12 protein-coding genes are annotated in these 14,558 nt (G+C 74.4%); 5 read left to right on the top strand and 7 right to left on the bottom strand.

Translation table 11 applies throughout. The features are described 5' to 3' along the window. Window positions 1–43: 43 nt before the first annotated feature. Entirely contained in the window at window positions 44–1,471 is a 1,428-nt protein-coding gene (locus V2S66_RS22780) for a DUF2252 domain-containing protein (RefSeq protein ID WP_330797882.1), read from the bottom strand. A gap of 15 nt (window positions 1,472–1,486) precedes the next feature. After that, the gene (locus V2S66_RS22775) at window positions 1,487–1,918 is read right to left on the bottom strand and encodes a DUF7144 family membrane protein (RefSeq protein WP_330797880.1); all 432 of its coding nucleotides are present in this window, start codon (window positions 1,916–1,918) and stop codon (window positions 1,487–1,489) included. A 588-nt stretch (window positions 1,919–2,506) separates the two neighbouring features. Between V2S66_RS22775 and V2S66_RS22770 the strand changes: the two genes are divergently transcribed. From V2S66_RS22770 to V2S66_RS22755, 4 genes are all read left to right on the top strand, one after another. Next, a complete protein-coding gene (locus V2S66_RS22770) occupies window positions 2,507–2,938 on the top strand; it encodes an Asp23/Gls24 family envelope stress response protein (RefSeq protein WP_330797878.1) in 432 nt (143 codons plus the stop codon). A gap of 153 nt (window positions 2,939–3,091) precedes the next feature. After that, window positions 3,092–3,340, top strand: a complete 249-nt coding sequence (locus V2S66_RS22765) for a hypothetical protein (RefSeq protein ID WP_330797875.1) — start codon at window positions 3,092–3,094, stop codon at window positions 3,338–3,340. 234 nt (window positions 3,341–3,574) lie between these two features. Next, window positions 3,575–5,587: a serine/threonine-protein kinase gene (locus tag V2S66_RS22760; RefSeq protein WP_330797874.1), complete on the top strand. Its 2,013-nt coding sequence runs from the start codon at window positions 3,575–3,577 to the stop codon at window positions 5,585–5,587. A gap of 378 nt (window positions 5,588–5,965) precedes the next feature. Then, a complete protein-coding gene (locus V2S66_RS22755) occupies window positions 5,966–6,811 on the top strand; it encodes a transglycosylase SLT domain-containing protein (RefSeq protein WP_330797873.1) in 846 nt (281 codons plus the stop codon). Between the two features lie 195 nt (window positions 6,812–7,006). Here V2S66_RS22755 and V2S66_RS22750 read toward each other — a convergent pair whose 3' ends face one another. The 5 genes from V2S66_RS22750 to V2S66_RS22730 all read right to left on the bottom strand — a co-directional run bounded on the left by V2S66_RS22750 (window position 7,007) and on the right by V2S66_RS22730 (window position 12,950). Further along, on the bottom strand, window positions 7,007–7,498 hold the full coding sequence (locus V2S66_RS22750; protein ID WP_330797871.1) for a peptidylprolyl isomerase: 492 nt from the start codon (window positions 7,496–7,498) through the stop codon (window positions 7,007–7,009). A gap of 121 nt (window positions 7,499–7,619) precedes the next feature. Then, complete coding sequence (locus V2S66_RS22745; RefSeq protein ID WP_330797869.1) at window positions 7,620–9,299, bottom strand: IPT/TIG domain-containing protein; 1,680 nt, start codon at window positions 9,297–9,299, stop codon at window positions 7,620–7,622. Window positions 9,300–9,477: 178 nt separating this feature from the next. Beyond that, a complete protein-coding gene (locus V2S66_RS22740; RefSeq protein WP_330797867.1) occupies window positions 9,478–10,500 on the bottom strand; it encodes a TolB family protein in 1,023 nt (340 codons plus the stop codon). Then, window positions 10,497–11,909, bottom strand: coding sequence for an MFS transporter (locus V2S66_RS22735; RefSeq protein WP_330797864.1), 1,413 nt, complete (start codon window positions 11,907–11,909; stop codon window positions 10,497–10,499). Before V2S66_RS22735 ends, V2S66_RS22740 begins: the two co-directional genes overlap by 4 nt. A gap of 153 nt (window positions 11,910–12,062) precedes the next feature. Continuing rightward, the gene (locus V2S66_RS22730; protein ID WP_330797863.1) at window positions 12,063–12,950 is read right to left on the bottom strand and encodes a glycosyltransferase family 2 protein; all 888 of its coding nucleotides are present in this window, start codon (window positions 12,948–12,950) and stop codon (window positions 12,063–12,065) included. Window positions 12,951–13,357: 407 nt separating this feature from the next. Here V2S66_RS22730 and V2S66_RS22725 point away from each other — a divergent pair, with 407 nt between their 5' ends. Continuing rightward, entirely contained in the window at window positions 13,358–14,431 is a 1,074-nt protein-coding gene (locus V2S66_RS22725; RefSeq protein WP_330797861.1) for a Gfo/Idh/MocA family protein, read from the top strand. Window positions 14,432–14,558: the final 127 nt, after the last annotated feature.

Here is a 14,558-nt window from a genome sequence, read left to right as displayed (position 1 = left end):
CGGACGGCGGACGCTCCCGTGCCACCGGGGGAACCTCGGCGGCTCAGCCCGCCCGCGCTTCGACCCGGCCGCTGTCGACGGCCTTGACCAGTGCCTTGTAGTCCTTCTCGTTCTGGTCGGCGTAGGTCTCGGCGAACTCCACGAGCGCGCGGTCGAAGATGTCGCCGCCGCCGAGGTAGGAGGCGATGGCGATCCGGTCGCCCGAGCGGGCGTGCGCGCGGGCCAGGGTGGCGCCGCACAGTTCACCGAAGGCCTGCATGCCGGCCGGCACCATCACCTCGGGCGTGGCGATGCCCTTCCAGTCGTGCAACTGCCGTACGTAGAAGTCCCGTTCGACGCCGTCGATCCCCTCGACATGCTCCCAGCCGAGGAAGATGTCGGTGGTGGCCTGCATGAGCCGCTGGCCGCGGACCACACGCTCACCCTCGCTGCGCCGCCCCTCGTCGCCCAGGTGCTCCGCGAGCACGGACGCGCCCGCCTCCTTGGCCTGGAGCAGCAGCGGGTCCTCGTCGTCCCTGCCCAGCAGCAGCACGATCCAGCAACGGGTGCCCACGCTGCCGACGCCGACCACCTTGCGGGCCATGTCGACCACCCGGTACTGCTCCAGCAGCCACTGCCGGTCCGAGGGCAGGGTACGTCCGTAGCGGGTGATCAGCTCGCGGATGCCGCGTTCCAGCAGGTCGCGCTCGACGCCGGGGAGCAGGTCCTGCATCGGCGTGACCAGCGGCGGGTCGGCGGCGATGCGGAGTCGGCCCTCCACCACCTCGGTCAGTTTGCGGTACGCCTGCATGCTGTCGCGGGTCCGCGCCTTGTCGACGGCCCGTTTCCAGCCGCGCTTGGCGCGGTCCCCCATCCGCGGCGCGAACCGTTCCCGGACCCATTCCTCGTCGAAGCTCGCGTACCACACCGGGAGATGGCCCATGCCGGCGAAGTGCCGCACCTGCTCGCGGTAGGAGCGCACCGTGGCGCGGACGATCGCCGCGCGCTCGCGGGCGCCGAAGCCGTTGGCCCGGCCCGCGATGACCAGACTGGCCGTCAGGCGTTTGACGTCCCACTCCCAGGGGCCCGGGTGGGTCTCGTCGAAGTCGTTGATGTCGAACATCATCCGGCGCTCGGGTGAGGCCAGCAGCCGGAAGTTCAGCAGGTGGGCGTCGCCGCACAGTTGGGCGTGGATGCCGGTGACCGGGGTGGCCGCCAGGTCCATCGCCATGATGCCGGCGGCGCCGCGGTAGAAGCGGAAGGGCGACTCGGTCATCCGGCCGTAGCGGATGGGGACCAGTTCCGGCACGCGGGACGCGGACTGCGCCTCGACGACCTCCACCACGTCCGGCCGGCCGCTCGGCGGGTCGAACGACGCGTGGGAGGAGCGGGGGACGGCGGCCCGGGCGGCCTTTCCCAGCGCCGCCCGGTCCTGCGCCGAAAGGTGGCGCCGCCCGCCCTCGTCCGGGTCCGCCGCGTTCTTCTTCGCCATCACGGCGCCCCGGTGTCAGACCGCTCGGGAATGCCGGCCGGGGCCCACGCACAGCGCCCAGATGATGAAGGCGTCGATCGCGATGATCACGATCGCCCACAGCGGGTAGTGCGGCAGCCAGACGAAGTTCGCCAGCATCGAGAGGGAGGCCAGCACGACTCCTATCACGCGGGCCCAGAAGGAGCCCTGGAAGAGCGCGATGCCCGCCATCAGAACCATCGCACCCAGGACGACGTGGAGTACGCCCCAGCCGGTCAGGCTGAAGTTGTACGCGTAGTTGCGGGTGACGACGAAAACGCTGTCCTTCGCAATGGCCGAGATTCCCTCGAAGATCGCCATGGCGCCGCTGAAAATCATCAGCACCGCGGCGAAAGTGATCCAGCCCGACGCCCAGCGCACTTTTCCCTGGCTGTCGGCGTCGTCGCGCCGCATTTGCGCAGTGGTCATTTCCGGGACCTCCCGAACGCGCTCACCCCCGACCGGGCGTCAGTTGACGCCCCATGTGATACATATTGGCATGAATTCACCCGAATGGCAGTTCACGCCGAACCCGCCGGTCAGGGCACGCACGGCGGTCCGCTCACGGGTGCACCGGAGCGCCGCCGCGCGCCGGGGAGCCGGGCCCGAGGCGCTCTGCCCCGGCGTGAGCCCGTGGGCGCCGGGCGCCCCTCGTACGGGTACGCGTCCATCCCCCGGTCCACCCTGCCGTGGCGGCCGCTGTGGACCGCGCGCGCCGCCCGGGGCGTCCGCTCGGCCCGGCTCGTCCGCTCGGCCCGGTTCGACCGGAGCCCCCGGGCGTCGATGACCGTAAGGAGTCGTGTGCGGACTCTCGGTGGCGAGGCACGCGGGGCGGCCGCGACCGCCCCCGCATCGGTGGACGACGGCGCGGACGCGGGTGGAGATGCGGGGTGCGGACGCCGGTCGCACAGTGGGATGAGGGCGGCTGCGGGCCGATGCCCGGCCCCCGTTGCACGGATGCAGCGCCGACGTGCGGACCGTGCATCCGAACCACCTTCCAGAGAAGGGGAATTCCCCATGGCAGAGACGGACACCACGTCAACCAACCGCTCCTCCCGGCAGAAGGACGTCGCCGGGAAGACCGTCATTGCCGATACCGTCGTCGCCACGATCGCCGGCATCGCCACCCGCGAGGTGGACGGCGTGCACGCCATGGGCGGCAGCGCGAGCCGCGCCATGGGAGCCGTCCGCGGCACGGTGACCCGCCAGGCCGACCACACCCGCGGTGTGAAGGTCGAGGTCGGCGAGAAGCAGGCGGCGATCGACCTGGAGGTCGTCGTCCTGTACGGCACGGAGATCACCGACGCGGCCGCCGCGATACGGTCGCACGTCGCCTTCGCCATCGAGCGGATGACCGGCCTCGAGGTCGTCGAGGTCAACATCAACATCCGTGACGTGCACGTGCCCGGCGACGACAGCGACGACGAGGAGGACGCCCGCGTCCGGTGAGCCGGCCGGCCCTTCGAGGGCCGGCTCACCCCTTCTCGCGAGGGGGCCCTGCGGGCCGTCGCCGGGCAGGCGCGGTCCGCGGGGTCGTGGTTCGGCCGGTGTGGCCGGTTTCCGCCCTGGTGGGCACGGCCCATCGGGCGCACCGTCGAACATGTGGGACAAACCGCGTGCGAGGAGTGCGGCCGCAGCGAGGTCCGGGTCCGGGACCTCGGGCTGCGCCGTCCCCTGAGGCTGTGCGGGGACTGCCTCGCGCACGCGGTCGCGGCCTGGCGCGCCGAGGACCCGCCGTCGATCGGCGACATCCTGGAGGACGCCCGGCGCGGCCGCCACGGTCCGCTGCGGCCGCCGCCGGAGGCGGACGAGGAGTCGCGCCGCAGGCCGCCGGACGCGGAGGCGAGCTGACGCCGGAGGCGAGCCGACGGCGGAGCCGGCAACCGGAGCGCGGCCGCCCACGACGGGCCCGCCGGTCCGCGCGCTGGTGCGCGAGCCCGTTCAAGTGACCCCCGGTGCCGCCGGGTTGGCTGGGGCACTGCGCGCTTTGCGCTGGTCACGAGGCTACCGGACGGTACTTCGGGTTCCGGAGGACAATTCGCACGGCGAGCACGCGCGGCGGCACGCTGGGGCATGATGACCCCCATGGCAAGCAAGGAAGGGGACGGACCCCACCCGTCTCCGTTACCGGGCACGGTCGCCGGCAGGTACCGCGTGTCCGCGCGGCTCGGCCGGGGCGGCATGGGCACGGTGTGGCGCGCCACCGACGAGTTGCTGCACCGTCAGGTCGCCGTCAAGGAACTCCATCTGCACCACGAGGGCCTGACCGCGCGGGAGTTCGCGCTGCGGCGGGAGCGCGCGCTGCGCGAGGCGCGCAGCGCCGCCCAGATCCGGCATCCGCACGTGGTCGTGGTCCACGACGTGGTGGAGCACCAGGCGCACCCGTGGATCGTCATGGAGCTGATCGACGGGGACTCCCTGGCGGGCATCCTGGAACGCGAGGGGCCGCTGGAGGTACGGGAGGCGGCGCGCCTCGGTGCGGCGATGGCCGCGGCGCTGCAGGCCGCGCACGACAAGGGCGTCCACCATCGGGACGTCAAGCCCGCCAACGTGCTGGTGGAGCGCGGCACCGGGCGGGCGGTGCTGACCGACTTCGGCATCGCCAGGGTCTCCGGGACCTCGACGATCAGCGAGACCGGGGCGTTCGTCGGCTCGCCCGAGTACACCGCGCCCGAGCGCATGTCCGGCCGCGACGCGGGACTCGCCTCCGACCTGTGGTCGCTGGGCGTCCTGCTGTGCGCGGCGGTGCTCGGCCAGTCGCCGTTCCGCCGCGACTCGATCGGCGAGATCGTCCACGCCGTGGCCATCGACGACATCGTGCCGCCCGCCTCGCTGGGCGCCCTGCAACCGGTGATCGCCCGGCTGCTGGACCGGGACCCGGAGGTCCGCCTCGGTGCGGAGCAGGCGCACGCCGCCCTGAGCGCACTCGCGCGCGGCGCGGCGCCGCCCGCCGCCCGGTCCGGGGACTGCCGGGGCAGGGAGCCCGCGCCCGATCCCGCCGGCACGGGCGCCCGGGCACCGCACCGGCCGGCCGAGGAGGCGCCGGACGGGCGGACCCTGCACCTCACCGAACCGCACACCGGTCCCGCGCGGAGCGCGCCGACGCCCGCCGGCCCCACGCGCCCGGCCGGCCCCTCCCACTCCGATGCCGCCGCCGACGCCGACCACGCCGACGACGAAGAAGCGGCCGCGACGCGAGCGGACGCCGCCCCGACGCGAGCCGCGCCGGACGTGCCGGCCGTGGAAGGCGTCTTCGAGCTCTCCGGGACCGCTGACCCCGCCGTACGCGCCGGCGCCACCCGGGACACCGAGGCGGGGCTCAGAACCGGGACCGTAAGGACCACGCCGAGGTCGCACCGCGCCCGGCGGCGGCGGCGCGCGCGGGCGGAGACGACGGCCGTCGGGGTGGTGGTGATCCTGGCCATCGCCGCCGGGGCGGTCACGACCCTGCTGATCGCGCACCGCGGGCAGAACAACGCCCGCGCGGGCGCCGGCGCGAGCAACGGTCCTGCCGACCACGGCGGCGGTCCTCCGCCAGGGCCGCCGGGGCCGGGCGGGCCGGGCGGGCCGGGCGGCGGACCGCCGCCGTACGACGCCTCGGCGCCGCCCGGTTACGGGCCGCCACCGGGGGCGCCCGGGACACCGCCGCTGCCGCAGGGCTACCGGCTCTTCCGCGACCCGGCGCACTTCGCCCTCGTGCTGCCCGAGGGGTACGTGCCCGACGCGGCGGCGGCGAGGTCGTACCGGTCACCGGACGCGACCGCCGCGCGCCGGCTGCGGCTCGCCGAGCAGGACCGGCCGGCCGCGGCCCAGAGCGCCTACGCCGCGTTGCGGGCCCGCGGGCAGCACGGACCCGCGACCTACCCCGGCTACCGGGGCGGATCGGTGACGGCGACGGTGCAGCACGGCAAGCAGGCGGCGCTGTGGGAGTTCACCTACGACGGCTCGGGACGCGACGCCGGGACGCGGCTGATCCAGGAGGTGCTCTGGTCGGAGAACGGCCGCACCTACGAGCTGACCCTGTCCGCGCCGGCGGCGCGCGCCGCCGAGGGCCGCCTCGTCTTCGAGACCGTGCGGGCCACCTTCTGGCCGGGCTGAGCCGGGCCTGAGCGCCTCGGCGGAGCCGGGCCCGCGGGCCCGGCCCGCGCCGTCGGCCGGCGTGGAGCGCCGCCGGGCCCGACCCCCGCTGACGCCCTCCTCCGGCATGCCCGGAACCGGTCGCACAGAGCGCATGAGCGGTGACCTTCCGCGCCCTCCGGGGCGCCCCCGTGTGAGGCCCTCTATAGGACCCACGTCACATACGAAGCCGCTTAGTACACCCCCTCCACCGCGCTTCCGCTCAGGGAGGCGGGTGCCGGACACCGCGCGGTACCTCTCGCCGCACGCCTACGGAATTGTCCGTAGATGCGGCCTTTGACCCTTGAATCCGGAACCTTTAACAATTCTCGGGTCCCCAAGCGAAAGAGGTAGGCCGGAATGCGGTTCCCGAAGAAGCTCCCCACGTCCTCCCAGTTCCAGCGGCTGTCGAAGAAGCACAAGATCACTGCCGCGGGCGCTGTCGCCGCAGCCGCGGTCGTTCTGACGGTCACCGGTCTGGAAGCGACCGCAGGGGCCGGATCGGCGAGTGCCGCAGGCGACGCCACCGGAAACCCGGCGCCCACCACCCACAGCCTCAAGGCCGTCGACGCGTCGGCGACCGTGGCGCCCAAGAAGGCCGTCGACGACGCCGCCAAGCACAAGGCGGACGCCGCCGCGGCCGCGAAGAAGAAGGCCGCGCGGGCCGCGGCCAAGAAGCACGCGATCGCCGCCGCCGCGAAGAAGGCCGCGGCGCACCAGAAGGCCGTGGCGCACAAGAAGGCGGCCGAGCACAAGAAGGCCAAGGCCGCCGCTGCCGCGCGGGCCGAGGCGAAGGCCGCCGCCGGCCGCTCCGCCCACCGCGTCCAGCTCCACCTGCACGCCGCGAAGGCACCCGCCGCCGCGAAGCCCGCCGCGAAGACCTACGCCAACGACCTGGACGGCTGGATCCGCCAGTCGCTGGACATCCTGCACGCCAAGGGCATACCGGCCAGCTACGAGGGCATCCACCGCAACGTCCTGCGCGAGTCCAGCGGCAACCCGCAGGCGATCAACCTCTGGGACGTCAACGCCCAGAACGGCATCCCGTCCAAGGGCCTGCTCCAGGTGATCGACCCGACCTTCAAGGCGTACCACGTGGCCGGCACCAGCTGGAACATCTACAACCCGGTCGCCAACATCACCGCCGCCTGCAACTACGCGGCCGACAAGTACGGCACGATGGACAACGTGAACTCCGCGTACTGATCCGGCTCGCGCCGGCCAGCACCCCAGGGCGACGCTGCGCCCGACCCGCCGACCCCGGCGCCCCTGCGCGGGCGCCGGGGTCGGCGCGTCGCGGGGACGCCGCGGGCCCCCGCGGTGTGTACCGCGGGGGCCCGGTGGTGCGGGTGGTGCCGGTCCTACTGGTGAGTGGTCGAGCGTGGTGTGCGGGACGCGGTGCTACGCGACCGTGCCGGACTCGGAGATGACGATCTTGGAGGAGGTGCGGCCGCTCTGGCTGCCCTTGCTCTCGATCGTCTTCACCAGCTCGGAGCCCTCGACGACCTCGCCGAAGACCACGTGCTTGCCGTCGAGCCAGGGGGTCTCGACGGTGGTGACGAAGAACTGCGAGCCGTTGGTGTTCGGACCCGCGTTGGCCATGGACAGCAGGAACGGGCGGTCGTGGCGGAGCTGGAAGTTCTCGTCCGCGAACTTGTTGCCGTAGATGCTCTTGCCGCCGGTGCCGTCGCCCCGGGTGAAGTCGCCGCCCTGGAGCATGAAGGACGGGATGACACGGTGGAAGCCCGAGCCGGCGTAGCCGAATCCGTTCTGGCCGGTGGCCAGCTCGCGGAAGTTCCGCGCGGTCTCCGGGACCACGTCGTCGAACAGCCGGAAGACGATCCGCCCGGCGGGCGCACCGTCGATGGTGATGTCGAAGTACACATTTTCCATGGGCCCATCCTGACATCTCCCGCGAGCCGCTCTGACAGCCGCCATGCCCGTACGGGATTCCGGGCATGGCGGCGGGGTCGCGCGGCCGCTCGCGGCAGGGGCCGCGGGCGGGCCGCCGCCGTCAGTGGCAGGTGATGATCAGCGAGGTCACGACGGTGCAGGTACGGGTGGCGCGGTCGTTGCCCGGCACCGGGTCGGCGGGGCCGCTCGCGGTGCGCGACGCGGTCAGGCTGTACGGCAGGCCGAGGGTGAGCGGGCCCACCGGCACGGTGAAGCGGCGGGTGACCGACGCGCCGCTGTGCAGCCCGGACGCGGAGCAGGTGACCGCGGTGGCGCTCGTGGCGCAGTCGCCGGAGGTCGCGTGCATGACCGCGGGCAGCGGCACCGTGACGGTGGCGGTGTCGGCGGTGTCCGGGCCGTGGTCGGTCAGCGTCACGGTGTAGACGATGCGGGCGCCGAGCAGCGCCGGCGCCGGGTCGGCGGTGAGGGCGACGGAGAGGTCCGCGTGCCGGTCGGCCGGGATGTACGCGTAACGGTCGGCCGGGGTGGCCGCGCTGGTGCCGCCGGGCGTGGTGACCTGCACGTCGACGCTGCCCGCGGCGCCGGCGGGCGCCACGGCGGCGCAGGCGTCGTCCGTGCAGGAGACGCCGGTGGCCGGGCTGCCGCCGAAGGTGACGGCGGTGCCGCCGCTCAGGCCGGTGCCGGAGACGGTGACGGGCGTGCCGCCCGCCGCCGGCCCCGAGGCCGGGCTGACCGAGGTGACCGCGGGCACCGGCGCCGGCGGCGCGGGCGGCGACGAGATCGCGACGCCGAGCGGGCTCGGGCCCACCGCGGTGGTGGCGGTGACCGCCGCGGTGGCGGTGTCCACGGCGGAGACGGAGCCCGAACCGAGGTCGGTGACGTACAGCCGGCTGCCGTCGGGGGTGAGCGCCAGCGCCTGCGGGTTGGCGCCGACCGGGATGTCGGCGCCCTGCGTGCCGGTCACGGTGTCCAGCACCGACACGGAGCCGGCGGAGCCGTCCGCGAGGTAGGCGGTGCGGTCGTCGGCGCCGATCGCGACGGCGTAGGAGGGGTGGGCGGTCGGCAGCGTCGCGGTGACCGTGTCCGTCGCCGTGTCGATCACCGACAGGGTGCTGCCGGAGAGGTCCGCCACATAGGCGTGGACGCCGTCAGGAGCGACGGCGACGGCTATCGGGAAGCTGCCCGCCGGGAGGGTCGCGGTGACCGTGTCCGTGGCGGTGTCGATGACGGACACGCTGCCGCTGCTGGCGGCGACGTAGACCTTGCTCCCGTCCGGGGTGACGGCGACGGCGTCGGGGCCGGCGGCGACCGGGACGGTCGCCGCGACCGTGGCGGTGGCCGCGTCGATGACGCTGACCGCGGCCGCGCCGAGGTCGGCGACGTAGACGCGGGAGCTGTCGGGGCTGACGGCCGCGGCGGTCGGGCTGGCGCCCACCGGGACCGTGGCGGTGACGGAGTTCGTCGCGGTGTCGATCACGGAGACCGTGTTGGGGCCGATGTCGGGCACGTAGACGTGGGCGCCGTCGGGGGCGGCCGCGACGCCCTGCGGGCCGGAGCCGACCGCGATGGTGGCGGTCACGGTGTCGGTCGCGGTGTCGACGGCGGACACCGTGTTGTCGCCCGCGTTGGCGACGTACGCGGTGGCCGCCGCCGGTGCGGCGTGGGCGGCCGGGGCGGCGAGCGCGGTGAGCCCGGCCAGGGCCAGCGCGGTGGCCGTGGCGGCGGCCGCGAGGCGCGGCCGTCTGCGACGGGTCGGGCGCGTGTGCGCGCGGGTGGTCATGGGTGGGTGTCCCCCCTCGGATCGCCCGCGGCGGCGGGCGCCTGGCGGGCCCGGCAACCACCGCGGTGCGGTTCGTGACGACAACGACCGGGGGCGCGCGCGGACACGGGTCGACAGCGATTGATTTTCCGCCAACTCACCCTGGGATGAGGTCAGTTGACGGTCCACGTCGGAGGGTCTAGAGAGCCGCGGGCGAGGAGGCGTCGCGGATCAGCAGCCGGGCCGCGCCGCTGCCGTCCGCGGGCACGCTCCACAGGTCGGTGCTCTTCACGTCGCCCTCGTGCGGCAGCGCGTAGGCGACCGTGCGGTCGTCGAGCCAGGCGGCCTGATCGTCGACGCTGCGGTGTTCGGCCAGCGGTGTCTGCTTCAGGGTGCGCAGATCCAGTACGTACTCGTGCCACAGCGAAGCGCCCCCGAGGATGCGCTTCTTGAAGGCGATCCGCGTGCCGTCGGGCGACAGCGACGGGCACTCGACGTTCTGCACGCCGACGGAGACGACCGTACGGTGCGCTACCGAGCCGCGCATCAGGTACGTGTGGCCGCCGGTACCGAGCGTGGCGTAGAAGGTGTCGTCGTCCGCGGCGAAGGTGACTCCCCAGAAGTTGTCGTCGACGGCGTGGTAGCGGCTGCCGTTCAGGGTGATGGCGAAGTCCTCCAGGTTCGACTGGAGTTGCCAGGTGCGGGTGTCGACGATCGAGGTGCGGGTGGAGAAGAAGGCGGCCCCGTAGGACTCGCCGCCGACGAACACCGTCCAGGCCACCAGGTGGCCGCTCGGCGAGACCCGGGCCCGGCTCGGGGTGCCGGCGAGCGCGAAGGTGTGCTCGGTGTGCAGGGCGGCGTCGGTGACGACGGCGCGGTTGGTCTGGGAGACGACGCCGAGCCCCGACTGCAGGCAGACTCCGGTGCCCGAAGCGGCGTAGAAGCGGGCGCACTTCAGCTGCGCGGCGGTGCGGGCCGCGCCGGGCGCGGCGGCCGGCACCGCGGCGACCTCGGTGCGGTGCGGGCCGGGCGCGGAGTTGACGAAGGCGATGCGGGCGCGCTGGTCGAGGCCGACGCCGCCCGCTGTGACGGTGGGATCGCCGGCCCTGGCCTGGTTCGTGTCGGCCGCGCGGGAGGCCGCGTGCAGGACGAAACCGGTGCCGAGCCCGGCCAGCAGCAGCACGGACACGACGAGTACGAGCAGGCGGCGCTTGGGCGTCATGAAATCCTCGCGGGGGTGGTGCGGACGGCGGTGGGTGACCGCAGGACGACGCCGGCGACCGCGGCGCCCAGCAGCAGCGCGACCGCGGAGCCGAGCAGCGCCCTGCTGTCGCCCCACACCGTCCAGGCCGCGCCGAACGCCAGCGAGCAGCAGAACCGGGCGAGGGCCTGCCCGGTGCCGACCAGCGCCAGGCCGCTGCCGCGCAGCGCCTCGGGCACGACGTCGGCGACCGCCGCGGGCAGCACGCCGTCGGTGGCGGCGTAGAAGGACCCGTGCAGGGCGAGCACGAGATACGGGAGCGCGGGTACGCCGGGGGCCCACAGCAGCAGCGCGTAGGCGGCGAGCAGGCCGGCGTGTCCGGCGAGGAAGACGGTGCGCCGGCCGATCCGGTCGGCGAGCACGCCCGCGGGCACGGCCAGCAGCAGGAAGACCGAGGCGGTGCCGAGCGGCAGCAGCGGGAACCACTCCTCGCCGATGCCCGCGCGGTGCTGCAGCAGCAGGTAGACGAAGGCGTCGCTGACGGTGGTCAGGCCGAGCAGCACCGCGCACAGCGTCAGCGCGCGCAGCCGGGGCAGGCGCAGCAGCCGGACCGCCTCGCGCAGGTCCACCGGGGTCGCCGGGGCGTCCGGAGCAGCCGGAGCGGACGCCGAAGCCGGGGCGGGGGGCGCGGCCGCGGTCACCGGTTCCGGTGGTTCGGCCGCCTGGGCCGGTACGGGACCGGCGGGGCGCGCGCTCGCGGCGCGGCCGGGGACGAAGAGCACGAGCACGACGACGCCGAGCACCGCCACGCAGGCGCTGACCCCGAAGACCGCGTCGTAGCCGTCGGTGGCGGCCCGCAGGATCAGGAAGGCGGTGACCGGACCGAGGACGGCGCCGGTGGTGTCCATCGCCCGGTGCACGCCGAAGGCGCGCCCCCGGTGCTCGGCGGGAGTGGACAGCGAGATCAGCGCGTCGCGCGGCGAGGTGCGCAGCCCCTTGCCGGTGCGTTCCAGGGCGAGGACCACGCCGAGCGGCCCGAGGCCGTGCACGAGCAGCAGCAGCGGCTTGCACAGGGCGGACAGGCCGTAGCCGATCCCGGCGATCAGCTTGTGGTCGCGCACCCGGTCGGCGAGATGGCCTCCGGTCAGCTGGACGAGCGCGCTGACGCCGTTGTAGACGCCGTCCAGGGTGCCGAACCCGAGCGGGCTCAGGCCGAGCCCGACCACCAGGTAGAGCGGCAGGACGGCGGTGACCATCTCGGAGGAGACGTCGGTGATGAGACTGACCGCTCCGAGGGCCAGCACGACCGGCGCGACGGCGGGCGCCCTGCGCCGGACCGCGGCGCCGGCCTTCCGCCCGGTCCGGCCGGCCCGCCCGGTCCGTTCCGCGGAGTCCTCGCGCGCCGGTGCGGCGCGATCCGCCAGATACATGGTGCTCCCCCTGCCCTGCCCGGCCCTGATCCGGGCTGCGTCGCCCTGTGCTCGTCCGCCGGTGTCCCCGCACCGGCGCCTGCCGCGGCGCCGCCCGCCGCCGGTCCCCCGACCGTCGGCGCGGCCGGCGCCGTTCACGCCGCGCACCGCCGCTCAGCCGGTGCGACTGCTCTCGTCGCGCTGCCAGGTCCCGAAGTCGCCCGACTCCACCGCCCGGCGGGACCTGCGGCGGGCAATGACCGCCGCGGCCAGGAAGACGGCCATGTGCGGCAGCAGCCAGGGCCGTCCGAGCAGCAGCGTACGCAGGTCCGCCGTGGAGGTGCGGGCCGAGGGCGGCGCGGACGGCTCGGCGGCCGCGCCCGACTCGGCGGGGGTCGCGGCCTGGTGGCGCTCCAGCTGGTGGCTGGAGGTGTCCGCCCTGACCCGGCGGCGGATCAGGTCCGCCCAGGTGCGCGGCGGGAGGACGGTGACCCGGGCCTCCTCGACCACGCGCCGCTCGTGCGGCCCGAAGGCGAGCGAGGCGGCCAGGTCGTCGGCCATCAGCGGCGGGAGGTCCGCGATCCGCGCGTGGCCGGCCTCGGACAGGGCGATCACCCCGCGGCCGAACAGGCCCTCGCGCACGGCGGGAAGCAGCTGCCACACGCGGTAGTACGCGCGCACCCGCCAGGCGCAGCCGGCCAGCGGCAGGTCACGGCCGGGGGCAGCGGCCGGCACGCCCGCGGCCGGGTCGACGGCGTCCGCGAGCACGCGTACCCCTGCCGCGTCGATCACCACATCGGCGTCCACGTACAACCGCGGGTAGCCGCGGGCGTGTTCGTCGCCCGCGCGCAGGGCCGCGTGCTTGGAGGGGACGGGGATCTCCACGACCGTGACGCCCGGACGCGCGGCCTCGCGCGCGGTCGCGTCGGTGCAGCCGTTGCAGACGACGACGATGTCGAACTCCCCCGGCCCGTCCGCGGGTTTCGCCCCGGCCGTGAGGGCGTCGAGGAGCCGGCCGATGACCTGTTCCTCGTTGTGGGCCGGGATCACGATGCTCGTCACGGGGTGAGTATGCAGCCGGAAACGGTCATGTTGCCGTGTGTTTCGCCCTTTTCTCCCCCGGGCTTGAACGGGTGCTCTAGATTGGGCGACGCGCAACCGGTTTGGGCGGAGTGAGCGGTCCGTCCTGGCCGTCGCCGTTCGATCGCAGACATCGCAATCGCAGACATCGCAATCGCAGGCATCGCAAGCTCAGTGACGCACATCGCAGGTATCGCAAGGGGAAGCGAGCGCGATCGCATCCGTGCCCGGCGTGGGGACGCCGTGCCGGTGAGGCGCGCGAGAACACCGGGGTGGGGGGAATCATGGCTGCTGCACGGGTACGGGTCTCGTCCGGTACGGCACGCGGTGACGGCCTCCGCCGGGGTGCCCCAGAGCCGGCCGACGGGGACGAAGGGGAGACGGACACCGTGACGGACAGGACTGCGGCAGACTCAGGGACGGCGGCGCTGGGCGTCGCCGTCGTCGGTGCGGGGTACTGGGGCCCCAATCTGGTGCGCAACTTCCAGTCCAGCCCGCACTTCCGGCTGCGCTGGCTGTGTGATCTGGACGTGGACCGGGCCCGCCGGGTGCTCGGCGGCTACTCCACCGTGCAGGCCACCGCGGACTACGCGGCGGTGCTCGCCGACCCCGAAGTGGACGCGGTGGCGGTGGCGACGCCCGCGGGCACCCATCTCGAGGTGGCACTGGCCGCGGTCAGGGCGGGCAAGCACGTGCTGGTCGAGAAGCCGCTCGCGGCGACGTACGCGGACGGCGCGCGGCTGGTCGCCGAGGCCGAGGACCGCGGGCTGACGCTGATGTGCGATCACACCTACTGCTACACGCCCGCCGTGGGCAGCATCCGCGAGATGGTGCGCTCGGGCGAGCTGGGCGAGATCCACTTCGTGGACTCGGTGCGGATCAACCTCGGCCTCGTCCAGCGGGACATCGACGTGATGTGGGACCTGGCGCCGCACGACCTGTCGATCCTGGACTTCATCCTGCCGGAGAGCGTGGAGCCGGTCGCGGTCGCCGCGCACGGCGCCGACCCGATCGGCGCCGGCCGGGCCTGCGTGGCGTACCTGACGCTGCAGCTGAACACCGGCGCGATCGCGCACGTGCACGTCAACTGGCTGTCCCCCACGAAGGTCCGCACCACCATGGTCGGCGGCGCCAAGCGCACCCTGGTGTGGGACGACATGAACCCCGCGCAGCGCCTGGCGGTGTTCGACCGCGGTGTCGACCTGGCCGCCCCGGAGGAGATCGGCCCGAACGAGCGGCGCGAGATGCTCGTGTCGTACCGCTCGGGCGACATGGTCGCGCCGGCGCTGAAGGAGAAGGAGGCGCTGCGGGCGATGGTCGACGAGTTCGCCGCGGCGATCACCGAGCGCCGCCCTCCGCTGACCGACGGCCGGGCCGGGCTGCGCGTGCTCGACATCCTCGAAGCGGCGTCACGGAGCCTGGAGTTCCGCGGCGCGGTGGTGGGTCTGCGCGCCGGGCACTGAGCGCCGGGCGGGTTCTCGTCCGGGTCCGGCGGTCAGCCGGGCCCGGTCCCGGACGGCGCATGGCGCCGGTCCGGCTCCGCGGGCTCCGGCGGCCGCATCCGGCGCTCCGCCCGGCGGGGCATCCATC

The organism is Actinacidiphila polyblastidii, assembly GCF_036353415.1.
Taxonomy (GTDB): Bacteria; Actinomycetota; Actinomycetes; order Streptomycetales; family Streptomycetaceae; genus Actinacidiphila; species Actinacidiphila polyblastidii.
The sequence above is the reverse complement of the archived record's forward strand: the minus strand, read 5'-3'. Positions and strand labels throughout refer to the sequence as shown.

Bases quoted from the DNA above. Each gene is read 5' to 3' on its own strand.
- V2S66_RS22735 (WP_330797864.1), bottom strand. From the start codon at position 11,909: ATGTATCTGGCGGATCGCGCCGCACCGGCGCGCGAGGACTCCGCGGAA.
- V2S66_RS22775 (WP_330797880.1), bottom strand. From the start codon at position 1,918: ATGACCACTGCGCAAATGCGGCGCGACGACGCCGACAGCCAGGGAAAA.
- V2S66_RS22745 (WP_330797869.1), bottom strand. From the start codon at position 9,299: ATGACCACCCGCGCGCACACGCGCCCGACCCGTCGCAGACGGCCGCGC.
- V2S66_RS22750 (WP_330797871.1), bottom strand. From the start codon at position 7,498: ATGGAAAATGTGTACTTCGACATCACCATCGACGGTGCGCCCGCCGGG.
- V2S66_RS22770 (WP_330797878.1), top strand. From the start codon at position 2,507: ATGGCAGAGACGGACACCACGTCAACCAACCGCTCCTCCCGGCAGAAG.
- V2S66_RS22760 (WP_330797874.1), top strand. From the start codon at position 3,575: ATGGCAAGCAAGGAAGGGGACGGACCCCACCCGTCTCCGTTACCGGGC.
- V2S66_RS22740 (WP_330797867.1), bottom strand. From the start codon at position 10,500: ATGACGCCCAAGCGCCGCCTGCTCGTACTCGTCGTGTCCGTGCTGCTG.
- V2S66_RS22780 (WP_330797882.1), bottom strand. From the start codon at position 1,471: ATGGCGAAGAAGAACGCGGCGGACCCGGACGAGGGCGGGCGGCGCCAC.
- V2S66_RS22755 (WP_330797873.1), top strand. From the start codon at position 5,966: ATGCGGTTCCCGAAGAAGCTCCCCACGTCCTCCCAGTTCCAGCGGCTG.